At 67.6% G+C, this 24862-nt stretch carries 22 protein-coding genes, 1 tRNA gene and 1 pseudogene; 16 read left to right on the top strand and 8 right to left on the bottom strand.

Annotated elements, in window-relative coordinates; all coding sequences use genetic code 11:
• Positions 1-9: 9 nt before the first annotated feature.
• The 9 genes and pseudogenes from AACH40_RS16175 (at position 10) to AACH40_RS16135 (ending at position 8925) form a co-directional block, all read left to right on the top strand.
• Complete coding sequence (locus tag AACH40_RS16175; RefSeq protein WP_338643278.1) at positions 10-297, top strand: DUF1330 domain-containing protein; 288 nt, start codon at positions 10-12, stop codon at positions 295-297.
• A gap of 67 nt (positions 298-364) precedes the next feature.
• Entirely contained in the window at positions 365-1132 is a 768-nt protein-coding gene (gene modA / locus AACH40_RS16170; protein WP_338643277.1) for a molybdate ABC transporter substrate-binding protein, read from the top strand.
• A gap of 14 nt (positions 1133-1146) precedes the next feature.
• Positions 1147-1839, top strand: coding sequence for a molybdate ABC transporter permease subunit (gene modB, locus AACH40_RS16165; protein ID WP_338643276.1), 693 nt, complete (start codon positions 1147-1149; stop codon positions 1837-1839).
• Positions 1829-2482: an ATP-binding cassette domain-containing protein gene (locus AACH40_RS16160; protein ID WP_338643275.1), complete on the top strand. Its 654-nt coding sequence runs from the start codon at positions 1829-1831 to the stop codon at positions 2480-2482. The genes modB and AACH40_RS16160 overlap by 11 nt, the downstream gene beginning before the upstream one ends.
• A 222-nt stretch (positions 2483-2704) precedes the next feature.
• On the top strand, positions 2705-3496 hold the full coding sequence (locus tag AACH40_RS16155; RefSeq protein ID WP_338643274.1) for a thioesterase family protein: 792 nt from the start codon (positions 2705-2707) through the stop codon (positions 3494-3496).
• 34 nt (positions 3497-3530) lie between these two features.
• Positions 3531-4769 carry a serine hydrolase domain-containing protein gene (locus tag AACH40_RS16150; protein ID WP_338643273.1) on the top strand — a complete coding sequence of 413 codons (1239 nt, stop codon included), beginning with the start codon at positions 3531-3533 and terminating at the stop codon, positions 4767-4769.
• A 78-nt stretch (positions 4770-4847) separates the two neighbouring features.
• Positions 4848-6083: pseudogene (locus AACH40_RS16145) on the top strand (3-hydroxyacyl-CoA dehydrogenase NAD-binding domain-containing protein); the annotation flags it as partial.
• Between the two features lie 22 nt (positions 6084-6105).
• A complete protein-coding gene (locus AACH40_RS16140) occupies positions 6106-7680 on the top strand; it encodes a class I adenylate-forming enzyme family protein (RefSeq protein WP_338646131.1) in 1575 nt (524 codons plus the stop codon).
• Between the two features lie 69 nt (positions 7681-7749).
• The gene (locus tag AACH40_RS16135; RefSeq protein ID WP_338643272.1) at positions 7750-8925 is read left to right on the top strand and encodes an acetyl-CoA C-acyltransferase; all 1176 of its coding nucleotides are present in this window, start codon (positions 7750-7752) and stop codon (positions 8923-8925) included.
• 37 nt (positions 8926-8962) lie between these two features.
• Here the strand turns inward: AACH40_RS16135 and AACH40_RS16130 are convergent, their stop codons facing one another.
• The gene (locus tag AACH40_RS16130; protein WP_338643271.1) at positions 8963-9637 is read right to left on the bottom strand and encodes a Fe2+-dependent dioxygenase; all 675 of its coding nucleotides are present in this window, start codon (positions 9635-9637) and stop codon (positions 8963-8965) included.
• A gap of 18 nt (positions 9638-9655) precedes the next feature.
• On the bottom strand, positions 9656-11908 hold the full coding sequence (locus tag AACH40_RS16125; protein ID WP_338643270.1) for a TonB-dependent siderophore receptor: 2253 nt from the start codon (positions 11906-11908) through the stop codon (positions 9656-9658).
• Positions 11909-12109: 201 nt separating this feature from the next.
• On the opposite strand from AACH40_RS16125, the gene AACH40_RS16120 reads away from it, so the two are divergent.
• Entirely contained in the window at positions 12110-12514 is a 405-nt protein-coding gene (locus tag AACH40_RS16120) for a VOC family protein (protein ID WP_169495065.1), read from the top strand.
• Here AACH40_RS16120 and AACH40_RS16115 read toward each other — a convergent pair.
• The 3 genes from AACH40_RS16115 to AACH40_RS16105 form a co-directional block, all read right to left on the bottom strand.
• The gene (locus AACH40_RS16115; RefSeq protein ID WP_338643269.1) at positions 12492-12986 is read right to left on the bottom strand and encodes a protein tyrosine phosphatase family protein; all 495 of its coding nucleotides are present in this window, start codon (positions 12984-12986) and stop codon (positions 12492-12494) included. The two genes, AACH40_RS16120 and AACH40_RS16115, sit on opposite strands and share 23 nt — an antisense overlap.
• A gap of 25 nt (positions 12987-13011) precedes the next feature.
• A complete protein-coding gene (locus tag AACH40_RS16110) occupies positions 13012-15147 on the bottom strand; it encodes a PQQ-dependent dehydrogenase, methanol/ethanol family (RefSeq protein ID WP_338643268.1) in 2136 nt (711 codons plus the stop codon).
• An 87-nt stretch (positions 15148-15234) separates the two neighbouring features.
• On the bottom strand, positions 15235-16071 hold the full coding sequence (locus AACH40_RS16105) for an SDR family oxidoreductase (RefSeq protein WP_338643267.1): 837 nt from the start codon (positions 16069-16071) through the stop codon (positions 15235-15237).
• Between the two features lie 152 nt (positions 16072-16223).
• On the opposite strand from AACH40_RS16105, the gene AACH40_RS16100 reads away from it, so the two are divergent.
• Positions 16224-17144 carry a dienelactone hydrolase family protein gene (locus AACH40_RS16100; RefSeq protein ID WP_338643266.1) on the top strand — a complete coding sequence of 307 codons (921 nt, stop codon included), beginning with the start codon at positions 16224-16226 and terminating at the stop codon, positions 17142-17144.
• Here AACH40_RS16100 and AACH40_RS16095 read toward each other — a convergent pair.
• Positions 17136-17735: an alpha-ketoglutarate-dependent dioxygenase AlkB gene (locus AACH40_RS16095; RefSeq protein WP_338643265.1), complete on the bottom strand. Its 600-nt coding sequence runs from the start codon at positions 17733-17735 to the stop codon at positions 17136-17138. The genes AACH40_RS16100 and AACH40_RS16095 overlap by 9 nt on opposite strands.
• 9 nt (positions 17736-17744) lie before the next feature.
• Between AACH40_RS16095 and AACH40_RS16090 the strand changes: the two genes are divergently transcribed.
• Positions 17745-18161: a secondary thiamine-phosphate synthase enzyme YjbQ gene (locus tag AACH40_RS16090; protein ID WP_338643264.1), complete on the top strand. Its 417-nt coding sequence runs from the start codon at positions 17745-17747 to the stop codon at positions 18159-18161.
• A 54-nt stretch (positions 18162-18215) separates the two neighbouring features.
• The gene (locus AACH40_RS16085) at positions 18216-19490 is read left to right on the top strand and encodes an amidohydrolase family protein (RefSeq protein ID WP_338643263.1); all 1275 of its coding nucleotides are present in this window, start codon (positions 18216-18218) and stop codon (positions 19488-19490) included.
• 1047 nt (positions 19491-20537) lie between these two features.
• On the opposite strand, the gene AACH40_RS16080 is transcribed toward AACH40_RS16085, so the two are convergent.
• Positions 20538-20612: transfer RNA gene (locus AACH40_RS16080), tRNA-Val, on the bottom strand.
• Positions 20613-20703: 91 nt separating this feature from the next.
• Between AACH40_RS16080 and AACH40_RS16075 the strand changes: the two genes are divergently transcribed.
• The gene (locus AACH40_RS16075) at positions 20704-21000 is read left to right on the top strand and encodes a DUF3297 family protein (protein ID WP_169491350.1); all 297 of its coding nucleotides are present in this window, start codon (positions 20704-20706) and stop codon (positions 20998-21000) included.
• Between the two features lie 40 nt (positions 21001-21040).
• Here the strand turns inward: AACH40_RS16075 and AACH40_RS16070 are convergent, their stop codons facing one another.
• Positions 21041-21937: a LysR family transcriptional regulator gene (locus tag AACH40_RS16070; RefSeq protein WP_169491351.1), complete on the bottom strand. Its 897-nt coding sequence runs from the start codon at positions 21935-21937 to the stop codon at positions 21041-21043.
• Between the two features lie 101 nt (positions 21938-22038).
• Between AACH40_RS16070 and AACH40_RS16065 the strand changes: the two genes are divergently transcribed.
• Both AACH40_RS16065 and AACH40_RS16060 read left to right on the top strand, forming a co-directional pair.
• Positions 22039-23535 (top strand): CoA-acylating methylmalonate-semialdehyde dehydrogenase, encoded by a 1497-nt coding sequence (locus AACH40_RS16065; RefSeq protein ID WP_169491352.1) that lies wholly within the window; start codon positions 22039-22041, stop codon positions 23533-23535.
• A 175-nt stretch (positions 23536-23710) separates the two neighbouring features.
• Positions 23711-24853 carry an acyl-CoA dehydrogenase family protein gene (locus tag AACH40_RS16060; RefSeq protein WP_338643260.1) on the top strand — a complete coding sequence of 381 codons (1143 nt, stop codon included), beginning with the start codon at positions 23711-23713 and terminating at the stop codon, positions 24851-24853.
• Positions 24854-24862 lie beyond the last annotated feature (9 nt).

Genomic DNA, 24862 nt, shown 5'->3' with positions numbered 1-24862 from the left:
GAGAGAACCATGGCAGCTTACGCGATCTTCATCCGCAACTCGATCAGCGACCCCGCCACGTTCGCCGAATACGGCCAGAAGGCCGGCGGAACGATGGCCGGCCACAAGGTTGAACCGCTGGTCGTCTACAACCCCTGCGAAACCCCCGAAGGCGAACCGGCCGAAGGCGTGGTCATGGTCAAGTTCGACACGATGGACGAAGCCAAGGCCTGGTACTTCGGCGATGCCTACCAGGAAGTCGCCAAGCTGCGGAAGGCTTCGTCGGACTACCGCGTGATCCTGACCGAAGGTCTCTGATCTCCACCGCCTAACAGGGCAGACAGGGCGATTGCGCCCGGCGGTATCAAGCTATATCCGTCCGTATATGGCTAGACTGTCGCGCGCGATCGCCCTTTTCCTCGTCCTGCTGGCAGCGCTCGGCGCGGGGCCCGTGCTGGCCCGCGCGCCGGTTGTGCTCGCGGCCGCCAGCCTGCAGGAAGCGATGACCGCCGCCGCAGATCGCTGGACGGCCAAGGGCCACGAACGCCCGGTCCTCTCCTTCGCCGCCTCCTCCGCGCTGGCCCGGCAGGCCGAAGCCGGCGCACCCGCCGATATCTTCGTCTCGGCTGACGAACAGTGGATGGACCATGTCGCCGTCGCCGGCTTCCTTGCCGCCCGCACCCGCGCGCCGCTGCTGACCAACCAGCTCGTGCTCGTGGCCCCGGCGAACAGCCGGATCGCGCTCGCCATCCGCCCGGGCTTCCCGCTTGCCCGCGCGCTCGGCAACGGGCGCTTGGCGATGGGCGACCCGGACGCCGTCCCCGCCGGCATCTACGGCAAGCAGGCGCTCACCCGGCTTGGCGTCTGGCCGCAGGTGGCGGGCAAGGTCGCGCGCGCCGAAAGCGTCCGCGCCGCGCTGGCGCTGATCGCGCGCGGCGAAGTGCCGCTCGGGATCGTCTACGCAACCGATGCCCGTGCCGAACCATGCGTGCGCGTGGTTGGCACGTTCCCCGCCTCGAGCCACGCGCCGATCGTCTACCCCGTCGCCCGCCTGCGCCAGGCGCGCAGCGCCGATGCCGAACCCTTCCGTCGCTTCCTGCTGTCGGGCGAAGGCAAGGCGATCTTCCGCCGCTTCGGCTTCGGTACGCGCTGACGGCCTCCGCCACGATGGCGCTGCTGTCCCCCGCCGACTGGGCGATCGTCGCGCTCTCGCTCAAGGTGGGCGTCGTCGCCGTTGCTGCGACGCTGCCCGTCGCCTTCTCACTCGCCTGGGTGCTGGCGCGCACCCGGTTTCCGGGGCGGATCGTGCTCGATGCGGTGGTCCACCTGCCGCTGGTCCTGCCCCCGGTGGTGATGGGCTGGCTGCTGCTGCTGGGCTTCGGCGCTTCCGGTCCGTTCGGCCGCGCGCTGGAAGCCGTGTTCGGCACCAGCGTGATGTTCCGCTGGACGGGCGCGGCGCTGGCCGCCGCGGTCATGGCGCTGCCGCTGATGGTCCGCGCCATCCGCCTGTCGCTGGAAGCAGTCGATCCCCGGCTCGAATCCGCCGCGCGCACGCTCGGCGCGGGGCCGTGGCGCGCCTTCGCCACGGTCACGCTGCCGCTCACCCTGCCGGGCATGATCGCGGCGACGGTGCTCGGCCTTGCCCGGTCGCTGGGCGAATTCGGCGCGACGATCACGTTCGTCTCGAACATTCCGGGCGAAACGCAGACGCTGCCGCTGGCGATCTATTCGGCGCTGCAATTGCCGGGCGGCGATGTGCAGGTTGCCCGCCTCGCCGCGATCTCGGTTGCGCTCTCGCTCGCCGCGCTGATCGCGTCCGAAGCGCTCGCGCGCCGCACGGGACTGCGCCATGTCGCCTGACCCAGCGCTCAGCGTCGATATCGCCGTCCGGCGCGGCGACCGGCTGATCGAGACGCGCTTTGCCGCCACCGCCGGGATCACCACGCTGTTCGGCCCGTCGGGCGCGGGCAAGACCAGCGTGCTCGATGCCATCGCCGGGCTGGTCCGCCCCGCGCGCGGCCGCATCGCGCTGGGGGGCCAGGTGCTGTTCGACGCCGCGCGCGGCATCGACCTTGCGCCGGAAAAGCGCCACTGCGGCGTCGTCTTTCAGGACTTGCGCCTGTTTCCCCACCGCACCGTGCGCGACAACCTGCTCTATGGTCAGCGCCTTGCCGATCCTGCCGCGCAGCTCCTGTCGCTGGACGAAGCCTGCGCCTTCCTCGGCATCGGCGCGCTGCTCGATCGCCGCCCGCGCACGCTGTCCGGGGGCGAGGCGCAGCGCGTCGCCATCGGTCGGGCGCTGCTGCGCGGGCCGCGCCTGCTCCTGCTCGATGAACCGCTGTCCTCGCTCGATGCCGCGCGGCGGGAAGAGATCATGGTGGTGATCGAGCGCATCCGCGACCAGCTCGCCCTGCCGATGGTGCTCGTCAGCCACCGCGTGGACGAAGTCGAACGGCTGGCGAGCGAGGTCGTTTCGCTCGACGTCCCCGCCGAACCTGGCTGAGCGCCGCGAGCGCGCGCCCGCACCTCGTCGCAAGGCCCGCACGCCACGTCCGCCATGCCGTAGGGGAAGGCGCGAAAACCGCAGGGACGCGTGCTTTTTTCGGTTGACCGCGGCGCCCGGTCGGCTCTTTCCTGCGTCCCAGACGGGCATGCGATGCCCCATGGGAGAGTGACTGCAAATGCTGACGAACCTTCCGCGCCCGGTGCTGCCGGAGCACGCGGAATGACCCAGACCGCACGTTCGCTGGGCGAACTCGCCGCTGCCATCGAACGCCAGGGCGATCGCTTCGTGCTGCACGGCGCGGCCGGCTGGATGCAGGGCCGCACGATGTACGGCGGCGCGTCCTCGTTCGTCGCGTTTACCGCCGCACGCGCCGCCTTTCCCGACCTGCCGCCCTTGCGCGCGGCGCAGATCGGCTTCGTCGCGCCGGTGGGAGAGGACGTGGAAATCGCCGCCCGCGTGCTGCGCGCCGGCAAGAGCGTAGCCCAGGTCGAAACCGAGATCAGCGCAAGCGGCGAACTGCTGCAACGCGCGCTTTGGATCTTCGGCAGCGCCCGGCCCGATAACGGCGGCGTGCCGCAGCGCCGCCTCGAAAGCTTCGTGCCCCACGATCAGGCGGTACCGGCCAGGTCGCACCCGGATCCCGCCTTCTTCACCCATCGCATGGAACTGCGCCACGCCGCGCCCAAGGGCGAAGTGCCGGTCGGCACGATCCGCCGCTGGGTGCGGCTGAAGGATCGCGCCGGACTCGATCCGGTGGGCGAGCTGATCGGCATCGGCGATACCCTGCCGCCCGGCGCGATGACCGCGCAGGAACGCATGGGGCCGCTGTCGTCGATCAACTGGTCGCTGACCCTGCTGACCGACAAGCCCGAAACCGACGACGGCTGGTGGCTGCTCGAAACCAGCTCGAACGCGATGGCGGCAGGCTTTTCCAGCGAGACGCTGCGCCTGTGGAACACCGACGGCGTGCAGGTGATGCACGGCCTGCAATCGGTGGCGATATTCGGCTGAATGGCCCGCGAAGGCCGGAGAGGATAATGACAGCATGACCGTCCAGCTTGCCGATCCAGCCGCCCTTGGCCTCGATGCCGCCCGCCTCGCGCGGATCGCGGCGCTGCTTGACGAACGCTATGTGTCGAAGGGCAAGCTCAAAGGCGTCGACGTCCTCGTCGCGCGCGATGGGCAGGCCGCCTATCGCGCCACGCTCGGCGCAATGCGCGACGATGGCACGCCGGTTGCCGAAGACACGATCTACCGCATCGCCTCGATGACCAAGCCGTTGACCTCGATCGCGCTGATGATGCTCGTCGAAGAAGGCGCCATCGCGCTGGAAGATCCGGTGACCAAGGTCTTGCCCGAATTCGCCGGGCTTGCGGTCTATGCCGGCGGCGGCGGCGATGCGCCGTTCATGCCGGGGCGCCCCGCGCACGGCATGCGCATCGTCGATTTGCTCACCCACATGTCGGGCCTCACCTACGGCATCCAGAACCGCACCAACGTCGATGCCGCCTACCGCAAGGCGCGGCTCGATGGCCATGCCAGCCTTGCCGGCAACGATCACTTCATCGCCGAACTGGCCAAGCTGCCGCTGGAATTCGCGCCGGGGGAAGGCTGGAACTATTCGGTTTCCACCGACGTCTGCGGCGTCATCGTCGCGCGGCTTTCGGGGATGAGCCTGGGGCAGTTCTTCAAGGCGCGCATCTTCGATCCGCTGGGCATGGTCGATACCGGCTTCTCCTGCCCGCCCCAAAAGCTACACCGCCTTGCCGATGCCTGGGCCTATGTGCCCGGCGGCGCGCCGCACCTGATCGACAAGGCCGAGACCAGCAACCTCGTCCGCGCCCCGCAGTTCGAAAGCGGCGGCGGCGGCCTGCTCTCCACGGTGGCCGATTATCACCGCTTCGCCAGCGCGCTGGTGGGTGGCGGCGGGGTTGACGGGGTCCGTCTCGTCAGCCCCAAGACGCTGGCGCTGATGGCCAGCAACTTCCTTCCCGGCGGCGCCGATCTCACGCAGATGTCCAGCTCCTTGTTCAGCGAGGCGAACAACGCCGGGACCGGCTTCGGCCTGGGCTTTGGCGTCACCATCGACCCCACCCGCGCGCTGGTGCCGGGCTCGGCCGGCGAATTCTTCTGGGGCGGCATCTTCTCGACCGCGTTCTTCGTCGATCCGGTGGAAAAGCTGCACATGGTGTTCATGACCCAGCTGATGCCTTCGTCGGCCTACCCCATCCGCCGCCAGTTGAAGACGCTGATCTATGCCGCGCTGACCGACAGCCGCGCCTGACCCGCCATTCGTCCTCCCCTCCGAAAGCAGCCCTCAGCTAACAGGAGCCAATATCCGATGTCCGACCCCATTCCCGGTGCCAAGGAGCACATCGACGCCGCCCGCACGCTCGCGGCCACGATCGACGACATTCCCGCCGATACCCAGCTGCTGCCGATCGAACGCGTCGGCGTGATCGGCGCCGGCACGATGGGCGGCGGCATCACCATGAACTTCCTCACCGCCGGCATCCCGGTGACGATCGTCGAAATGACGCAGGAAGCGCTCGACCGCGGCGTCGCGACGATGCGTACGAACTACGAAAACACCGTCAAGCGCGGCAAGATGGACGCCGCTCTTGCCGAGGCGGCGATGGGTCGCCTCAACCCCACGCTCGATTTCGATGCACTGGCGCAGGCCGATCTCATCATCGAGGCGGTCTACGAGAACATGGACGTCAAGAAGGAGGTCTTCGGCCGGATCGACAAGATCGCCAAGCCCGGCGCCATCCTCGCCAGCAACACCAGCTATCTCGACATCGACGAGATTGCCTCGGCCACCGGTCGCCCGGAATCGGTGCTCGGCATGCACTTCTTCTCGCCCGCCAACGTGATGAAGCTGCTCGAAGTCGTCCGCGGCAAGGCTACCGGCAAGGCGCAGCTCGCCACGGTGATGGCGCTGTCGGTGAAGATCGGCAAGGTGCCGGTCGTCTCGGGCGTGTGCCATGGCTTCATCGGCAACCGCATGCTCTCGCCCCGCCAGGCGCAGGCCCATGCGCTGATCATGGAAGGCGCGAACTACTGGGACGTGGACGAAGCGCTGCTCGAATTCGGCTTCCCGATGGGCCCGTGGCAGATGGCCGACCTCGCCGGCGTCGACATCGGCTGGCACCGCGATCCCAACCGCATCGAAAGCTTGCGCGATGCGCTCTGCGCTGTGGGCCGCTGGGGCCAGAAGACGAAGAAGGGCTTCTACGACTACGACGACAACCGCCAGCGCACCCCTTCGGATGAGGTAAAGGCGATCATCGCCGATTTCGCCGCCAAGGAAGGCAAGCCGCAGCGGTCCATCGACAGGCAAGAGATCCGCGAACGCCTGCTCTACCCGATGATCAGCGAAGGCGCGCTGATCCTTGAGGAAGGCATCTCGCAGCGCGCCAGCGACATCGATACCGTCTGGCTCAACGGCTACGGCTGGCCCGCGTGGACCGGCGGCCCGATGTTCTGGGCCGACCATATCGGCCTGAAGACCGTGGTCGATGGCCTCGAAAAGCACGGCCTGCCGGTCGCCCCGCTGCTCGCGAAGAAGGCGGCGGCCGGGGAAACCTTCAATTAAAGACGGGAGAAGCGCCATGGCGGTGACCATCGAGGAAATCGCGGAAGCCGAATTCATGCCGCTGACCACGATCCTGCGCGCGCACGCCGCGCGCAGGGGAGGGGCGATCGCACTCGCTGACGAACAGACCCAGGTCAGCTGGCGCGATCTCGACGCCACGATCGACCGCGTCGCCGCCGCCCTGCAGCGCGAAGGGGTGGAAAAGGACGAGCCGGTGGCCATCGCCGCGATGAACGCGGTCCCCACCGCCATGGCCTTCCTCGGCGCGATCCGCGCCGGCGCGGTCGCCGCCCCGCTCACCTCCACCGCCACGGCCGAGACGATCCTCGCCATGCTGGTCGACAGCGGCAGCCGCGTGCTGTTACTAGATGCGGACATCGCCGCGCGGCTCGAAGGGCTGGATTTCCCGGCAGGCGTCAAGCGCATCGCGCTCGATGGCGGCGCCCACGGCGTGCCCTTTGCGCAATGGATGGCGGAGGAAGGCGCGAAGCCGGAAGAGCGCCTGCCCGAACCGCAAGATCCCTTCAACATCATCTATTCCTCGGGCACCACCGGCGCGCCCAAGGGCATCGTGCAAAGCCACAAGATGCGCCACGAATACGCCCGGCGCACGATCCTCGGCGGCTACGACGACGATACCTGCGTGATCTGTTCCACGCCGCTCTATTCGAACACCACGCTGGTCGGCTTCCTGCCGACGCTCACCGCCGGGGGCAAGGTCGTGCTGATGAAGAAGTTTGACGCGCGCGGCTTCCTCGTCCTGTCCGAACGCGAACGCGTCACCCACGCCATGCTGGTGCCGGTGCAGTACCGCCGGATCATGGAAGTGCCCGATTTCGACCGCTTCGACCTGTCGTCCTACAAGCTCAAGTCCTCCACCAGCGCGCCGTTTCCCGCCTGGCTCAAGGCCGATGTGCTGAAGCGCTGGCCCGGCGGCCTGACTGATGGCTACGGCATGACCGAAGGCGGCGCGACCTCGATCCTCGTCGCCCACGCCCACCCGGACAAGCTGCACACCGTCGGCCAGCCGAGCCCCGGCCACATCATGAAGATCATCGACGAGGACGGCAACGAACTGCCCCAAGGCGAAGTGGGCGAAATCGTCGGCCATTCGCCCATCATGATGAACGGCTACCACGGCAAGGACGACAAGACCCGCGAGGTCGAATGGTATGACAGCGAAGGTCGGCGCTACATCCGCCACGGCGACGTCGGCAAGTTCGACGAGGACGGCTTCCTCATCCTGATGGACCGCGCCAAGGACATGATCATCTCGGGCGGGTTCAACATCTACCCCTCCGACCTCGAAAGTGAACTTACCCGCCAGCCGGAGGTGCGCGAAGCCGCCGTCGTCGGCGTGCCCAGCGATGCCTGGGGCGAAACTCCGCTCGCCGTGGTGGTGCTGGCCGACAAGACCGCCGATCCCGCCGCCATCCTGGCCGAAGCCAACCGCAAGCTCGGCAAGACGCAGCGCATTTCCGCCATAGAAGTGGTCGACGAACTGCCGCGCAGCCCGATCGGCAAGGTGCTCAAGCGCGAACTGCGTGATCGCTTCGGCGGCAACCCGATCGCGCCGCAAGGTTACGAAAAGGCCTGAGTTTTCACCCGTTCCCTCAACCTCCCCGGGAAAGCCTGACCACAGGAACACCCCAAAGGAGAACATACCATGCGTGATGCCGTCATCGTTTCCGTCGCCCGCACCCCTATCGGGCGGGCCTACAAGGGCGCGTTCAACGCCACGCCCGGCGCCACCCTCGGCGCGCTTTCGCTGTCCGCCGCCGTGGCGCGCGCCGGCATCGAAGGGGCCGAAGTCGATGACGTGCTGTGGGGCGCTGCACTCCAGCAGGGCACGCAGGCCGGCAACATCGCCCGCCAGGTCGCGCTGCGCGCCGGTCTTCCCATCACCACGTCGGGCATGAGCATGGACCGCCAGTGCTCGTCGGGCCTGATGTCGATCGCCACCGCCAGCAAGCAGGTGGTGATCGATCGCATGAACGTCGTCGCCGCGGGCGGGCAGGATTCGATCAGCCTGGTGCAGACCAAGGAAATGCGCGTGCAGCCCGATCCTTCGCTCAAGGCGATGCATCAGGCAATCTACATGCCCATGCTGCAGACCGCCGAAATCGTCGGCCAGCGCTATGGCATCAGCCGCGAAGCCTGCGACGAATATGCCCTCCAGTCGCAGCAGCGCACCGCCGCCGCGCAGGCCGCCGGCAAGTTCGATGACGAAATCGTCGAAGTGACCGCCACGATGGGCGTGCAGGACAAGGCCACCGGCGAGATCTCGATGAAGGAGATCACGCTGAAGAAGGACGAAGGCAACCGTCCCGAAACCACGCTCGAAGGGCTGCAGAGCCTCAAGCCCGTGATCGAAGGCGGCATCGTCACCGCCGGCAATGCCAGCCAGCTGTCCGATGGTTCGGCCGCGGTCGTCGTGATGGAAGCCGGCCTTGCCGCCGCCAAGGGCCTTACCCCGCTCGGCCGCTATGTCGGCATGGCGGTTGCCGGCACCGAACCCGACGAAATGGGCATCGGCCCGGTCTACGCGATCCCCAAGCTGCTCGAACGCTTCGACCTGAAGATCGGTGACATCGGCCTGTGGGAACTGAACGAAGCGTTCGCGGTGCAGGTGCTCTACTGCCGCGACAAGCTCGGCATCCCGAACGATCTGCTCAACGTCAACGGCGGCTCGATCTCGATCGGCCACCCCTATGGCATGACAGGCGCGCGCTGCACCGCACACGCGCTGATCGAAGGCAAGCGCCGTGGCGCGAAGTACGCGGTCGTCACGATGTGCGTCGGCGGCGGCATGGGCGCGGCCGGCCTGTTCGAGATCTTCTGATCGCCCGGTCCGGCGCTGGCGGCAGAACTCTAGGGGTTCAGGCCGCCCAGCGCCGGATCAGGTTGTGGTAGACCTTGGCGAGGCGCAGCACCTCGCCATCGTCGCCCCCGCGCTCCATCGTCAGCTGCTGGATTGACTGGTCGAGGTCGAACAGCATTTCGCGCGCATCGGCATCGCGCACCAGCGATTCCAGCCAGAAGAAGCTCGCAATCCGCTCGCCGCGCGTCACCTCGGTCACGCGGTGCAGGCTGGTGCTGGGATAGAGCACCATGTCGCCCGCCGCGCATTTGTAGGCAACGCGGCCGAAGCCGCCCTCGATCACCAGCTCGCCCCCGTCGTAATCCTCCGACAGGAACAGCGTCGCCGAAAGATCGGTGCGCAGCCGCGTGCCACTGGCCGGGTCCAGCCGGATGGCGTTGTCGATGTGGTCGCCAAAGCCTTCGCCCACGCCATAGCGGTTGAACAGCGGGGGATAGATCGCCTTGGGCAGCGCGGCCGAAAGGAACAGTGGCGATCCGGCCAGCGCCTGCTGCACCCGGGCCCGCGCCGCCGCCGCGGCCTGGCTTTCTTCCGGTAGCTGGCGGTTGCGCTTGGCGAGCGCGGCCAGCGCCCCGCTCGTCACGTTGCCGTCCACCCAGTCCGCGGCAGCGATCCGGCGCCCGAGGGAAAGCGCCTCCTCGCGCGGCAGGACCTGAGGGACGACAATCAGCATCGGACGGGACTTCCTGCCTCAGTAGCGCACGGTGAAGGTCAGCATGGCCGACCGGCCGGGCGCAACATAGGCGAACGGCGTCGCCGAACGATAGATCGCATCGTAGTAGGTCTTGTCGGTCACGTTGTTGACGTTGAGCCGCGTCTCCAGCCACGTCGTCGGCTTCCACCGCGCCACGATGTCGAAGCGGGTGTAGCCCGGCACGCGCGCCGTGCCCGCCGCGGCGGTGCCGCCGAACAGCTCGCTGCGATACGTCGCCTGCCCGCCGAACTCGAAGTTGCTGGTTACCAGCAGCGTCGCCAGCAGGCTGGCGCTGTGCTTGGGAATGTTGGCGAAGATCTTGCCGACGTTGGCCGCATTGGACGACGCGACGATCTTGGCATCGGTATAGGTATAGCCGCCGAACAGGTTCAGCCGTTCGAACAGCGTGCCGTTGACGCTCGCCTCGAAGCCCTGCGAGCGCAGCTTGCCGACCAGCTGGTAGGTGCCGTCACCCTGCAGCTCGCGCGCGTTTTCCTTGGTGATGCGGAATGCCGCGGCCGAAAGCAGCAGCTTGCCGCCCGCCGTCTCCCACTTCACGCCGCCTTCCCACGCCTTGTTGCGCTCGGGCTGCAGGTTGACGTTGGCGGTGCCCAGGCCATCGTACCCGGCGCTGGTCGCGTCGATCTGCTCGCCCGAAGGGTTCGAGCTGGTGGCATAGCTGCCATAGATCGTCAGCGCTTCGACCGGCTTGTACGTCAGCGCGCCCTGCCAGTTGAGGAAGCCCGTGTCGCTGCGCAGTGCCAGCGGCTGGTTGCCGGCAAGGGCCGAATTGCCGTCTTCGGTGTCGTAGTCGATCGTGAAGGTATCGCCGCGCAGGCCCAGCGTCGCGGTCAGGCCCTTGGCCAGCGTGATCGTGTCGATGGCATAGGCACCCAGCGAGCGCACCCGGTTGTGCGACACCACGCCCAGGCCCACCGGGAAGTCGAACGGGACATAGTTGTCCGGGTTCTGCAGGTCGAGCACCACGCCGAAGCGGCTGGTGTAGACCGGGTTGGTTGCCGATCCGTTCGATGTCGACGTGATGGTATAGGGCTGGTTGCGCACCTTCTCGTCGGAAAAGTCGCCGCCGAACACGATCTTGTGCTGGAACGGCCCGGTCGGCACTTCGGCCACCGCATAAAGGCTCGCCGCGTAATAGCGGTTGTCGCGGTTGGAATTCTTGGGGTTCGCGGTCACCGTCCCGGCGGCAAGGTTGGGGTTTTCCGGCGCGCTGACGATATAGCGGTTGTAGGTTTCGCCATAGCGCACGGTGCCGTGGATGGAGAGGCCCTCGGTCGCCTCCCAGTCCGCCGCCAGCGTGCCGACATCGGCGCCGTTCTTGATGAAGTCGCGCGCCAGGATGCCATAGAAGTTGTCGCGGTCGACCTTGGCCGGCTGCTGGATCGTCGCGTCGAACGGGTGGCCATAATCGGGCATGCCGTCCAGCTGGGTGTGGTAGTAATCGGCACGCAGCGTCAGGCGGTCGGTCACTTCGCCGGTCAGCGCGGCGGCCACGCCCCAGCGGCGCTGCCACACGTGGTCGCGGCCCGGCGTATCCGCGTCATGGAACATGCCGTTCACCCGCAGCGCCCAGCCGTCGGCGATCTTGGCATTGCCGTCGATGGTGAAGCGCTTGTAATCGTCGGTGCCCAGCCCCGCATCGGCCACCAGGAACGAACGGTCGGTGGCGGCGCGCTTGGACTGCACCGAAACCAGCCCGCCGGTCGTGCCCCGCCCGCCGTAGGTGGCGGACGGACCCTTGACCACTTCGATCTGTTCCACCGCGAACACTTCGCGGCTGGTCACGCCCGGATCGCGCAGGCCGTCGATATAGACGTCGTTGCGCGCTTCGAAGCCGCGGATGAAGATGCGGTCGCCGAACGCGTTGCCGCCTTCGCCCGTGCCCAGCGTCACGCCGGGGGTGGAACGGACCACTTCGCGGAACGATGTCGCGCCGATGTCTTCGATCACTTCCTTGGGGATTGCGGTGATCGTCTTGGGGGTATCGCGCAGCGGCTCGGTGAACTTGCCGTTCTGCGACTTGTTGACCTTGTACGGCGCGCCGTCCTGCGCGTTGGGATTGGCATCCTCGGCGCGCTGGCCCAGCACCACGATCTGCGGACGGCCATTGCTGTCGGCGGCGTCGGCGGCTTCTTCGGCATGGGCGGTCGCACCTGCCGGCGCCACCAGGGCAGCAGCAAGCACCGAGCCGAGCAGCGCGCCGGTGGCACGCGATTCATTGGAACGCATGGATTTTTCCCCTTGATCTTGCAGGGGCTACTATTGCGAGTCGTTTGCAATGACAAGCTATTTGAGAATGCGTCTCAATAAACCTTGTATGAACGGCTGGTGAGCGGTGAATCGCTGTGTAAGGCCCCTCGCCAGATCTGGCAGTTGCGCCGCGCGGCCCATGCCCCCAAGCTGCGGCAAAAGCTTCCGAGGGGATTTCCGATGCAGGTCAACGCGCTCGATCACGTCAACATCATCTGCGCCGACCTTGACGCCAGCGCCGCGTTCTATGCCGCGCTGCTCGGCCTTGAACGGCGCGACGGGCCGCCGCCGTCCCGGCCCGACCAGATCCAGTGGATGCACGACCGGCAAGGGCGGCCGATCCTCCACCTCAATTCGGTCGATTGCCCGCGCGCCTACGATCGCGCCGCCGTCGCCGGGGGAGAGACCGGGGCGATCCACCATGTCGCGCTCAATTGCAGCGAACCCGATGTGGTGCTCGCCCGGCTCAAGGACATGGGGCGCGATTGCCAGCACAACCGGATCGATTCGATCGGCCTTACCCAGGTGTTCACGCTCGATCCCAACGGCGTGCTGCTGGAACTCAACTTCTGGGATGGGCAATGAACGCCGCCCAGGCGGGGGCGTGGGGATTGCTGTTGGTTTCGGGCACCCAATGCCGCTCCATCAGCGCCCGCGCCTCGCGCTCGGCCATGCCTTGCGCGATGTGGCGGCGGTAGAAGAAGGCCGAAACCCGCCAGTTCATGATGCAGTGCACGTGCACCGGGCCGCCGGCTGCCTCCATCGCGGTGTCGAACGCGGCGAGATGGTCCTCGCCCGGCGCGTCGAACGGCACCGGAATGTGGGTATAGCCGATCCCGGCGGCGGCGCAGCGCTCGGCTTCGTCCGCCAGCGCCTCGGGATGGTCGGCCAGCGCCAGGTTGATCACGTGCGCCACCCCGATCGCGGCCAGGCGGTCGATATCGTGCGCTTCCAGCCGTCCCGACGTGGTGATTTCCTCGCTCAGGCGATGGAAAGCGCGGATGTCTTCGGGATCGTTGGCGGAAACGGCGGTCATGCCCGGCAGGGTGCCCGGCATGACCGTGATCCGCAAGCGGGCGGGATCAGCCGCCCTTCTTTTCTTCGAGAGCCTTGTCGTCGTTGGCGCGCTTGATCAGGAACTGGCGCAGGTCCTCGGCATCCTCGGGCTTCAGCGCCGACTTGAACGAGACCATGCCGTTTTCGTGCAGCACGCCGTCGATCACGATCGACTTGATCGCCTCGTCCGAGCCGAGCGCGCCCGAATGGCGCAAGTCGGGCACAAGGCCGCCGGCGATCGCCGCGTCGCCGTGGCAGACCGTGCAGTAGCGGCCATAGAGCTGGCTGCCGCGCGCGACCTGTTCGGGCTTGCCGGTGAACGGCGGCGGATCGAGCACCGCCTGGTTGTCGGGCTTGGGCGCGGCGGGCAGCGTGCCCTTGGCGCCCAGCTTGAATACCATCAGGCGGCTGATGTTCTTGTAGGCGCCGCCGGTGTGGGCAAGGATGCCCGCCGAAAGATCCCACACGCCGCCCCAGCCGACCAGGATGGCGACATACTGTTCACCGCCGATGGCATAGGTCATCGGCGCGGCGATCACGCCGCTCTGCGTGCCATAGGACCACAGCTTCTGCCCCTTGTCCGCGCTGTAGGCGACGAACTGGCCGGTGGCGTTGCCCTGGAACACGAGGTTGCCCGCGGTCGACAGCACGCCGCCGTTCCACGGCGTGGGCATCGGCACGCGCCAGGCTTCCTTCTTGGCGGCAACGTCCCAGGCGACCAGCGCGCCGACCGTCGCGGCCTTGGCGGCGGCGCGGCCTTCGGCGGGCAGCGAGGTCTGCGAAGGGTCGATCGCGAACTGGTAGCCGATCGCGCTCGGCTTCCAGTCCTTGGCCGCGACATAGCCCTGCGCGGCGACGTTGGTGGGGATGTAGAGCAGGCCGGTCTTGGGGCTGAAGCTCTGCGCGTGCCACGAATGCGCGCCGATCGCGCCGGGCAGGCCCACCCAGGGCTTGCCGGTCTTGTCATAGCGCGCTTCGGGATTGATCGTCGCCTTGCCGGTCTTGGGATCGAGCCCGGTGGTCCAGTTCACCGGAACCCACGGCGTGCCCGAAAGGAACTGGCCGGTCTTCACGTCGAGCACGTAGACATGGCCGTTCTTGGGCGCGTGGATGGCAACGTGGCGCTTCTGCCCGTTCACCATCACGTCGGCGATGGTAATCTGCGCATCGGAATCGAAGTCCCAGCGGTCTTCCGGCGTTTCCTGGAAGTGCCAGGCATATTCGCCGGTTTCGGCATTCACCGCCACGATCGAGGAGGTGTAGAGCGCATCGCCTTCGCGGCCCATCGCCGCCGGGTTCCAAGGCTCGGCATTGCCGGTGCCGAACAGCACGAGGTTGGTGGCGGGATCATAGGTGATCGAATCCCACACCGTGCCGCCGCCGCCGATGGTCCACCAGTCGCCGGCCCAGCTCTTGGCCGCGGCTTCCATCGCCCTGGCGTTGCGGCCTTCCTTGGCAAAGCCATCGGCCGGGTTGCCGGGCACGGTGTTGAAGCGCCACACTTCGGCGCCCGTGTTGGGATCATAGGCCGCGAGATAGCCGCGCGCCCGGTATTCGCCGCCGCCCGCGCCGATCAGGATGCGGCCCTTCACCACGCGCGGGGCGCCGGTGATGGTGTAGTTCTGCTGATCGGGCACGACGACCTTGGAGAACACTTCCTTGCCCGTCTTGGCATCCAGCGCGACGAGGCGGCCATCGAGCGTGCCGACGTAGATCTTGTCCCCATAGATCGCCACGCCCCGGTTGACCGCATCGCAGCACGCGCGGACCAGCGTTTCGCGCGGAACCTTGGGGTCATAGGCCCACTTGGGCTGGCCGGTCCGGGCGTCGTAGGCCTTGACCATCGACCATGCGGTGGAAACGTAGATCACCCCGTCGTGCACCAGCGGGGTCGCTTCCTGCCCGCGCGCGGTGTCGAGATCGGCGTACCAGGCAAGGCCGAGCTGGCCCACGTTCTGGTCGTTGACCTGCGTCAGCGGCGAAAAGCGCTGCTCGCCATAATCGCGGCCATAGCTCAGCCATTCGGCATCGGGTGCCGCGGCGATCATCGCGTCGGTCACCCCGGCCGTGGCCCCGGCCTTGACCGGGTCCGCCCCGCCGATCTGGCAGGCGGCGATGGCCAGCGCCACCGTGGAAATCGCGACGGCCGAAAGCTGTTTCATGCGCATTGTCGGATCCTCTCCATCCGCCGGGCTTTTGCCCGGTACGTTCTTTCCCATCGTGCACCCCCGGCAGGGTGCGCGTCAGTTTCAAAGCATGTAGTAATCGCCCGCGCCGCGCACGGTGATCTCCCCGATCGAAACGCCCCAGGGCTGGTCGATCGCGTGGAGCACGGCATCGGCGATGAAGCGCGGTTCGAGATTGGCGTAGTCGATGTTTTCGGGGTTGAGCCGCGCCGGGTCGATCGAACCGTCGGCCATCTGCGCGAACACGGCGTTCGCCTCGGCAGCATTGAGCCCGAGGATGCCGGCAAGGCCATCCATGTTGACGACCGTTCCGGCCAGCCCGGTGCCGGCAACGCCCGTCGGCTTGACCGTCGTCACCTTGATCTTGCCCCGCGATTCCAGCCGCAGCGATTCCCCCAGGATGTTCACGGCCGCCTTGGTCGCGCCATAGACGCCCGCGCCCACGGTCGGGAAATTGCCGTAAATCGACGACACGTTGATCACCTGGCCCCGGCCGGCAGCGATCATCGGATCGTAGGCGGCGACCATGCCGTTGAGCACGCCCTTGAAGTTGATGTCGATGCAGCGGACCCACGCGTCATAGGCAGAGGCATGGTCGGCAAAGAACGCCAGCGGCATGATCCCAGCGTTGTTGACCATCACGTCGATCCCGCCGTGGCCACGAACGGCGAGGTCGACCAGCGCCTTCATCGCGGCAAGATCGGTCACATCGGTCGCCAGCCCCTGCGCGGTGCCGCCGTGCCCACGGATTTCGGCGACCGTGGCATCGAGCGCTTCGCCGTTGATATCGCCCAGCGTCACCTTTGCCCCGCGCGCCGCCGCCTTTTCCGCGACCAGCTTGCCGAAGCCGCCGCCCGCACCGGTGATGACGATAGACTTTCCGGCGATGTGGTCGGCCACGGGATTCCTTTCAGGGTGCTTGTTTAATCCATCAGTTAAATCGGTTGCAGGCGCTCGGCAAGGGGAACCTAGGGTGTGCCCAAGGGCAGCATTGCACCGCTTCGCCAGCACGCTATCGTGCGGGGCGACGGGCAGGCGAAGGAGCGGACACGATGTGCGATGAACTGACCGAAAGCGACAACGAGCGCTTCCTTGCCCAAGTTTATCCGGCCCAGGGACATCCGGCCCAGGGCTATCCCGTCGACCGGCGGCGCTTTGCCGCGCTGGGCGCGGGTGCGGCGGTCCTGGCGGTCGCGCCCGGTTGCGTCGCGGCGCCCGATGCCGGTGCGCTGCCCACCGCCAGCCGCGCGGTGACGATCACCACCCCCGATGGCAAGGCCGACGCCTTCTTCGTCTATCCCAAGTCGGGCAGGCATGCGGCGGTGATCCTCTGGCCCGACATCGCGGGCCTTCGCGATGCCTACCGCACGATGGGCACCCGCCTTGCCAGCGCAGGCTATGCCGTGCTGGTGGTCAACCAGTATTATCGCTCGGCGCCTGCGCCGATCATGACGAGCCTGTCCGAATGGCGCACGCCTGCGGGGCAGGAAAAGCTCAAGCCGATGATCGCGGCGATCACGCCGGCGGGCACGACCAGCGATGCCGGGGCTTTCGTCGCCTGGCTCGACGGGCAGGCCGAAGTCGACACCAAGCGCAAGATCGGTTCGGCGGGCTATTGCATGGGCGGGCCGTTCACCGTGCGCACCGCCGTGGCGAGCCCGGCGCGCGTGGGCGCGGCGGCGAGCTTCCATGGCGCCAATCTCGTCAACGAAACGCCCGACAGCCCGCACAAGCTGCTGGCGAGCACGCAGGCGAGCTACCTTTTCGCCATCGCCCAGAACGACGACGAGCGCGCGCCCGGCGACAAGGACGCGCTGCGCGCGGCAGCCAAGGCGGCGGGGCGTGCGGCCGAGGTGGAAGTCTACCCCGCGCAGCACGGCTGGTGCACGATCGATGCGCCGATCTATGACCAGGCGCAGGCCGAAAAGGCATGGGGCCGGATGCTCGCGCTGTTCAAGACAGCGCTAGCGTAATGTCCTGAAGGTGAGCGACCAGCGCGTGGCGGTGGCGGGCAGGATCGAATGCTCCCATGCGCTGCGCGCGGGTCCGTCGAGGCGATAGGCCTCGCGCGGGGTGAGCGGCACCTCGCACCGATCGAAGGTGCCGTTGGCGCGGCGGCGGCGCAGGCGGAAGCGGTCGGGCGCGCCGAGCGAGAGGCCGAGCACCAGCCCATATTGCGGACGATCGCGATGCCAGCCGATCCCCGCGCCCGGATCGTAGCGGATCGCGAGCGCCTGGACGAGCGCGGCGGGATCGACCTCTGCCCAGCCGGCCATTCGGGCGCGCAAGGGCAATAGCCAGTCGGGGATCGGCGGTGCGGGCAGGACGGTGCCACGCTGGTAGTCGTAGGCGCTGCCCCATGACATGGTCAGCCGCTTGCCCAGCCACCCCTGGAATGCGAACGGGGTGAGCGGGGAGGCATCGATCCCGGCGATCAGCGCGGCTTCTTGCGCACCATCGACCATGCCGGGGTGCAGCGCCATGCCTTCGGGCAGTGGGGCTCCGACTTGCGCGCGGGGGCTGTCGTCGAACAAGTCTGGCTGATGCGGGCGCATCTCTGCCATATGGGGACGATGCAGCAGGCGACCACCACCTTCACGATCGAGACTCCGGGCCGGGGCCTGCACGAGATCACCGGCGTGGTGTCCGACTGGCTCGGCGCGCAGGGGATCGGCAAGGGGCTGCTGACCTTGCTGTGCCGGCACACCTCGGCTTCGCTGTGCATCCAGGAAAACGCGGCGCGCGAAGTACGCGGTGACATCATGCGCTGGCTCGACCGGCTGGCGCCCGAGAATGACGGCTATGCCCACGATGACGAAGGGCCCGACGACATGCCCGCACACCTCAAAGCCCTGCTGACGGGCGTGACGCTGTCGATCCCGGTGCTGGGCGGGCGGATGGCGCTGGGGACGTGGCAGGGGATCTACCTTGTCGAACATCGCCGTGCCGCCCACCGGCGGCAGGTGGTGGCCCACCTGATCGGCGAATAGAGAGTCGGCGAATGGAGGCTGGCGCCGGGCGGGGCGCGCGCTAGTCTGCGATCCATGCTGCGCCTGCTCCTTGCCTCGCTCGCCCTGCTGCCCGCCGCTGCGCAGGCGGAAACGCTGTACGTCCGCGCCGGGCGGCTGATCGATCCGGAGGGCGGGCGGGTGCTGGCGGCCCAGGTGCTGCGGGTCGAGGACGGACGCGTCGCCGCGGTCGGGCCCGATGGCGCGGGCGCGGTGCCACCGGGCGCCAAGGTGGTCGACTGGTCGGACCTCACCGTGCTGCCCGGCCTGATCGATTGCCACGTGCATCTGGCCGACGTCGACCAGTCGAACAACGTGGCCGAACCGCTGCTGCATTCGCCGATGGAAATCGCCTTCATCGGCGCGCGCAATGCGAAGAAGACGCTGCTGGCGGGCTTCACCACGGTGCACGATGTCGGATCGTTCCGCGCCTATGCCGACGTCGAATTGCGCAACGCGATCGAGCGCGGCGACGTGCCGGGGCCGCGGATGAGCGCGGTGGGCGCCTATGTCACCATCCCCGGCGGCGGGGGCGAAGTGACCGGCTTCGCGCCCGACGTGACCGTGCCCGCCGACATGCGCGCGGGCGTGGTGCGCGATGCGGCGGACACCACGCTGGTGGTCAACCGCCTGTTCCAGAACGGCGCCGATTCGATCAAGCTGATCGCCACCGGCGCGGTGCTGGCGCAGGGGACCGAGCCGGGGCAGCTGGAGCTTTCGCCCGAGATCATGAAGGCGGCGGTCGACGTAGCCCGCCAGCGCGGATCGTGGGTGACCGCGCACGCGCACGGCGCAGGCGGCATCAAGGCGGCGATCAACGCGGGCGTGCGCGCGATCGAGCACGCCAGCCTGATCGACGACGAAGGCATCGCGCTGGCGAAAGCGAAGGGCGTGTGGCTCGACATGGATATATACGACGGCGACTGGATCGCCGACGTGGGCCGCCGCGATCACTGGCCTTCCGACATGCTGCGCAAGAACGACGATACCACCGAGGCGCAGCGCCAGGGCTTTCGCAAGGCGGTGAAGGCGGGCGTGAAGTTGAGCTTCGGCACCGATGCCGGGGTCTATCCCCACGGGCTCAACGCGCGGCAGTTCAAGTACATGGTGCGCTACGGCATGACGCCGATGCAGGCGATCCAGTCGGCCACCACGGTCAGCGCCGAGCTGCTGGGGCGCAGCAAGGACGTCGGCGCGCTGTCCCCCGGCCACTATGCCGACATGGTGGCGGTGGCGGGCGATCCGCTGGCCGACATCGCGGTGCTGGAAAACGTCGCCCACGTGATGAAGGGCGGCGAGGTGGTGAAGTAGGGCCTGCCTCGCGTTCACAGAGGCTTATCCGGCGGCGAGCCCGGACGATAACGCCGTGGGGGAAGATACGGACCTGCGCGACCGGCGCGGGCGCCATGCGTGGCGCGTGCGCGTGGAGGGCAAGAGGAACGCTCTGGCGAGTGGCCGGCGGGGCGTTGGCTATCCCGGATCGGCTCAGCCTGAATTCGGACGGGGGCTCGAAACCCGGGCGGCGGCTCGCAAGGCGGCCCGGTCCGTAGCGAAAAGTCCCTGAAGGATCAGCCCGGACGGCCTCGATCGGCGCTAGGGCCATCTTGGCAGGTCATGGGGCACTGTGACTTCAGGGAGGCGCATGCACGCGGTTGAACCACCGCACCACATCCGCCCGTCCGTTGCAGTGGCGTTGGGTGTGCCCGGGACTGGGGCTTAACGCCCTCGCTGACCGCTTCCGAGGAAGTGGCCTACCGCAGCGCCGACCCGCGCCGGTCGCGTCGGGCCTTTCCCATCGTGGAGATTGGCCCGAAGGAGCGAAGAGCAAGCCGGCCATGCCGCTCCCGGTCCGTGGGGTGGCCTATAACCTATATGGTACGTTTTGTCAAGGTTGGGCAGGGAAGGCCAAAGAACAGGATAGATGCGAGGGGGTGCCCCCCTCGCGCTCCCGGGACGTCTTCCGGCGCGAGGGTTGCGCTGTGGGGAGGTGTTGCGTTCGATCTCCCTGTTGCGCTTGAAGGACAAGGGCGGCCCTTCGACAGTCTCAGGGCAGGCGGATTAGGGTGGGGGCTCTTTATTACTCAACCGTCATGCCAGCGTAGGCTGGCATCGCTGGCGGTTTGCGGACCGGTTGGTAGGCGCTCGGTGGCCAGCGATCCCAGCCTTCGCTGGGATGACGTTTTGGGGGCTTCCGTACTCCGTCCGTCCTGAGCTTGTCGAAGGACTGTTCTCTTCTTTGGGGCCGCGCGCTGTACCCCCTCCACTTGCAGGGGAGGATCGGGTGGGGCGCACAACTTCCGCAAATCCGCGCCCCGGGCCAGAAACACAAAAACCCGCAGGGACCCCCGCGGGTTTGAGTGGTGGGCGCGACAGGGATTGAACCTGTGACCCCACCCGTGTGAAGGGTGTGCTCTACCGCTGAGCTACGCGCCCGCTCGCCGGCGTGGAGCCGGGGCAGGGGCGCGCCTCTATCCCGTGCGGCTGCGATTGACAAGTGGGGTGGGCAAGATATTTGCCGCGCACCATGACCGACGAAACCACTCCGCAGACTTCCGGCCCCGACGTGCCGCCGGATCACCTCGCCATCAATCCGCGCAGCCCGTACTTCGATGCGGACAAGCTGCGCCGTGGCGTGGGCATCCGCTTCAAGGGCACGGTGCGCACCAATGTCGAGGAATACTGCATTTCCGAGGGCTGGGTCCGCGTGCAGGCGGGCAAGACCATGGATCGCAAGGGGAATCCGCTGACGCTCAAGCTGAACGGTCCGGTCGAGGCGTGGTACGAGGACCTGGGCGAGGGCGCGCCGGTCGCCAAGGCCTGAAAGCCGGCCGGGCGCGTGGCCCGGCGGCTTCGCTCTCCGGTCACCGGGGCAGCAGGCGGGCGCGTTCGCGCAAGGCGAGCGCGGTCAGCCAGTCCTTGAAGGCGCGCACGCGGGCGAGGTTGTGCGTGTCCTTGTGCGTCACGAGCCAGAAGCTGCGCGTGATGCGCGCCTCTGGCAGCACGGGCACCAGCCACTTGTCCGCATCGCCGATGAAGCAGGGCAGCACGCCGATGCCGGCCCCGGCGGCGATCAGGCGGTGCTGCGCGTTGATCGAGCTGGAGCGCACCGTCGCGGAAAGATCCTCCTCGATTTCAGCCAGATAGCGCAGTTCGGGCGCATACAGCAGGTCGGGGATGTAGCCGACGAGGCGATGGCCCTGCGCGAGGTCTGCCGGGCGTTCGGGCATGCCGCGGCGCGCGAGATAGCCGCGCGTGGCGTAGAGCCTGAGCGCATAGTCCGACAGCTTGCCCGCGATGACCGGGCCCGCGCGGGGGCGGGAGAGCGTGACGGCAAGATCGGCTTCGCGCTTGGACGGGCTGAGGAAGCCCGAGTTCGCCACCAGATCGACCATCAGACGCGGATTGGCATCGATGAAGCTGGGCAGCGCGGGCGCGACGATCCAGCTGGCGAAGCCTTCGGACAGACTGACGCGCAGGAGCCCGGCCGGGCCACCGCCGGTGGCGGCATGTTCGGCGATGCGGCTGGCGGCCTGCTCCATCGCCTCGACCTCGGCGAGCATGGCTTCGCCCGCTTCGGTCAGGACCTGTCCTTCGCGCGTCTGTTCGAACAGCGTGGCGCCGACGCGCGATTCGAGCCGGCGCAGGCGGCGGCCGACGGTGGTGGCATCGACGCCCATCGCGGCGGCGGCGCGCGCGAGCTGGCCGCTGCGCGCGACGGCGAGGAAGGCCTGAAAGTCGTTCCAGTCGGGTACCTGCATAAATGCAGGTGAACCTCGCATTTTCGCGCCTTGCTTGCAACCGGGCGGGGGTGCACATCGCGGCCCAAGTCCAGTCGCCCATCCAGTTTGAGAGGATTACCATGCGCCTCATCGACCATTTCATCGTCGGCGGTGCCGGCGGCGAGCCCGCCCGCAAGGGCGACGTCTTCGACCCCAACAACGGCGGCGTGCAGGCGCAAGTGGCGCTCGGCACGGCCGAAACGCTCGAGCGCGCGGTGCAGGCCGCGCTGAAGGCGCAGCCCGCCTGGGCCGCGACCAACCCGCAGCGCCGCGCCCGCGTGATGTTTCGCTTCAAGGAACTGGTCGAAGCGAACATGGAGGAGCTCGCCCGCACGCTTTCGTCCGAGCACGGCAAGGTCATCGCCGATGCCAAGGGCGACATCCAGCGCGGGCTTGAAGTCGTCGAGTTCGCCTGCGGCCTGCCGCACGTGATCAAGGGCGAATACACCCAAGGCGCCGGCCCCGGCATCGACGTCTATTCGATGCGCCAGCCGATCGGCATCGGCGCGGGCATCACGCCGTTCAACTTCCCCGGCATGATCCCGCTGTGGATGAGCGCGATCGCCATCGCCACGGGCAACGCTTTCATCATCAAGCCCAGCGAACGCGATCCTTCGGTGCCGGTGCGCCTGGCCGAGCTGTTCATCGAAGCGGGCCTGCCCGAGGGCATCTGCCAGGTGGTCCACGGCGACAAGGAAATGGTCGACGCGATCCTGGATCACCCGGCGATCGGCGCGATCAGCTTCGTCGGATCGTCCGACATCGCGCACTATGTCTACAACCGCGGCGTGGCGGCGGGCAAGCGCGTGCAGGCCATGGGCGGTGCGAAGAACCACGGCATCGTCATGCCCGACGCCGACCTTGACCAGGTGGTCAACGATCTGTGCGGCGCGGCCTTCGGTTCGGCCGGCGAGCGCTGCATGGCGCTGCCCGTGGTCGTGCCGGTAGGCGAGGAAACCGCCGAGAAGCTGCGCGCCAAGCTGATCCCCGCGATCAACGCGCTGCGCGTGGGCGTATCGACCGATCCCGAAGCGCATTATGGTCCGGTGGTGACCCAGGCGCACAAGGAAAAGGTCGAGGGCTGGATCGGCAAGTGCGTGGAAGAAGGCGGCGAGCTGGTCATCGACGGCCGCGGCTTTACCCTGCAGGGCCACGAAAAGGGCTTCTTCGTCGGCCCGACGCTGATCGACCACGTGACGCCGGACATGGACAGCTACCACAACGAGATCTTCGGGCCCGTGCTGCAGATCGTGCGCGCCAAGAACTTCGAGGAAGCGGTCGAGCTGCCGAGCAAGCACCAGTACGGCAATGGCGTCGCCATCTTCACGCGCAACGGCCATGCCGCGCGCGAGTTCGCCGCGCGCGTCAATGTCGGCATGGTGGGCATCAACGTGCCGATCCCGGTGCCGGTCGCCTACCACACCTTCGGCGGGTGGAAGCGTTCGGCGTTCGGCGACACCAACCAGCACGGCATGGAAGGCGTGAAGTTCTGGACCAAGGTGAAGACCGTGACCCAGCGCTGGCCCGACGGTTCGCCCGACGGCGGCAACGCCTTCGTCATCCCGACGATGGGCTGATGGGAAAGGCATGGAGCCGGGCATAAAATTGCCCGGCTCTTTGCACGCAATTGCTGCTCCGCCGCCCGATTGCCGGCATGGCCCATGGGTGAGACTGGACAGCCATGGAGCGCCGGGTCTAGGCGCCGGTCAGGCAATTCAAGCGGGCGATTAAGCGCCCAAGGGGATGAGACACATGACCGATCAGTTCGCGCTGACCGAAGACCAGATCGCCATCCAGGACATGGCGCGCCGTTTCACCGCCGATGCGATCACCCCGTTCGCCGCGCAGTGGGACGAGGAGCACACCTTCCCGCGCGAAACGATCAAGGCGGCGGCCGAGCTGGGCTTTGCCGCGATCTATGTCAGCGAGGAATCGGGCGGCATCGGCCTTGGCCGTCTGGAAGCGGCGCTGATCATGGAAGCCATGGCCTATGGCTGCCCGGCAACGAGCGCGTTCATCTCGATCCACAACATGGCGTCGTGGATGATCGACTGCTTCGGCGGCGACGAGATCAAGGGCCGCTACCTTCCCCAGCTGGTGACCATGGACAAGATCGCCAGCTACTGCCTGACCGAGCCGGGTTCGGGTTCTGACGCGGCGGCGCTGAAGACCACGGCGCGGCTGGAAGGCGACCACTACGTCGTCAACGGCACCAAGCAGTTCATCTCGGGCGGCGGCGTCAACGATATCTACGTGACGATGGTGCGCACGGGCGATGACAGCGCGCGCGGCATTTCGTGCCTGGTGATCGACAAGGACATGGACGGCGTGAGCTTCGGCGCGCCGGAAAAGAAGCTCGGCTGGAACGCGTCGCCCACCGCGCAGGTGATCTTCGACAACGTGAAGGTGCCGGTGGCCAACCGCGTCGGCGCGGAAGGCGATGGCTTCAAGTTCGCGATGGCGGGTCTGGACGGCGGGCGCCTGAACATCGGCGCGTGCTCGCTGGGCGGGGCGCAGCGCTGCCTCGACGAGGCGATCCAGTACGTCAAGGATCGCAAGCAGTTCGGCAAGTCGATCGCCGAGTTCCAGAACACCCAGTTCGTGCTGGCCGACATGGCGACCGACCTGGAAGCGGCGCGCGCGCTGCTCTACCTCGCGGCGGCCAAGGTGACGCAGGGCGCGCCCGACAAGACGCGCTTTTCGGCGATGGCGAAGAAGCTTTCGACCGACAACGGCTCGGAAATCGTCGACAAGGCGCTGCAGATGTTCGGCGGCTATGGCTACCTGCGCGACTACCCGATCGAGCGCTTCTGGCGCGACCTGCGCGTCCACCGCATCCTGGAAGGCACCAACGAGGTGATGCGGATGATCGTGGGCCGCGACCTGCTGAAATGAACGCTTTCG

Source organism: Novosphingobium olei (genome assembly GCF_037076535.1).
Classification (GTDB): Bacteria; Pseudomonadota; Alphaproteobacteria; order Sphingomonadales; family Sphingomonadaceae; genus Novosphingobium; species Novosphingobium olei.
Note: the sequence above shows the minus strand (reverse complement) of the source record. Positions and strands in the feature narration are given on the sequence as shown.

Bases quoted from the DNA above. Each gene is read 5' to 3' on its own strand.
- AACH40_RS16060 (WP_338643260.1), top strand. From the start codon at position 23,711: ATGACCGATCAGTTCGCGCTGACCGAAGACCAGATCGCCATCCAGGAC.
- AACH40_RS16115 (WP_338643269.1), bottom strand. From the start codon at position 12,986: ATGCCGGGCACCCTGCCGGGCATGACCGCCGTTTCCGCCAACGATCCC.
- AACH40_RS16100 (WP_338643266.1), top strand. From the start codon at position 16,224: ATGTGCGATGAACTGACCGAAAGCGACAACGAGCGCTTCCTTGCCCAA.
- AACH40_RS16110 (WP_338643268.1), bottom strand. From the start codon at position 15,147: ATGAAACAGCTTTCGGCCGTCGCGATTTCCACGGTGGCGCTGGCCATC.
- modB (WP_338643276.1), top strand. From the start codon at position 1,147: ATGGCGCTGCTGTCCCCCGCCGACTGGGCGATCGTCGCGCTCTCGCTC.
- AACH40_RS16155 (WP_338643274.1), top strand. From the start codon at position 2,705: ATGACCCAGACCGCACGTTCGCTGGGCGAACTCGCCGCTGCCATCGAA.
- AACH40_RS16130 (WP_338643271.1), bottom strand. From the start codon at position 9,637: ATGCTGATTGTCGTCCCTCAGGTCCTGCCGCGCGAGGAGGCGCTTTCC.
- AACH40_RS16095 (WP_338643265.1), bottom strand. From the start codon at position 17,735: ATGGCAGAGATGCGCCCGCATCAGCCAGACTTGTTCGACGACAGCCCC.
- modA (WP_338643277.1), top strand. From the start codon at position 365: ATGGCTAGACTGTCGCGCGCGATCGCCCTTTTCCTCGTCCTGCTGGCA.
- AACH40_RS16160 (WP_338643275.1), top strand. From the start codon at position 1,829: ATGTCGCCTGACCCAGCGCTCAGCGTCGATATCGCCGTCCGGCGCGGC.
- AACH40_RS16090 (WP_338643264.1), top strand. From the start codon at position 17,745: ATGCAGCAGGCGACCACCACCTTCACGATCGAGACTCCGGGCCGGGGC.
- AACH40_RS16120 (WP_169495065.1), top strand. From the start codon at position 12,110: ATGCAGGTCAACGCGCTCGATCACGTCAACATCATCTGCGCCGACCTT.
- AACH40_RS16075 (WP_169491350.1), top strand. From the start codon at position 20,704: ATGACCGACGAAACCACTCCGCAGACTTCCGGCCCCGACGTGCCGCCG.
- AACH40_RS16085 (WP_338643263.1), top strand. From the start codon at position 18,216: ATGCTGCGCCTGCTCCTTGCCTCGCTCGCCCTGCTGCCCGCCGCTGCG.
- AACH40_RS16150 (WP_338643273.1), top strand. From the start codon at position 3,531: ATGACCGTCCAGCTTGCCGATCCAGCCGCCCTTGGCCTCGATGCCGCC.
- AACH40_RS16065 (WP_169491352.1), top strand. From the start codon at position 22,039: ATGCGCCTCATCGACCATTTCATCGTCGGCGGTGCCGGCGGCGAGCCC.
- AACH40_RS16070 (WP_169491351.1), bottom strand. From the start codon at position 21,937: ATGCAGGTACCCGACTGGAACGACTTTCAGGCCTTCCTCGCCGTCGCG.
- AACH40_RS16135 (WP_338643272.1), top strand. From the start codon at position 7,750: ATGCGTGATGCCGTCATCGTTTCCGTCGCCCGCACCCCTATCGGGCGG.
- AACH40_RS16175 (WP_338643278.1), top strand. From the start codon at position 10: ATGGCAGCTTACGCGATCTTCATCCGCAACTCGATCAGCGACCCCGCC.
- AACH40_RS16125 (WP_338643270.1), bottom strand. From the start codon at position 11,908: ATGCGTTCCAATGAATCGCGTGCCACCGGCGCGCTGCTCGGCTCGGTG.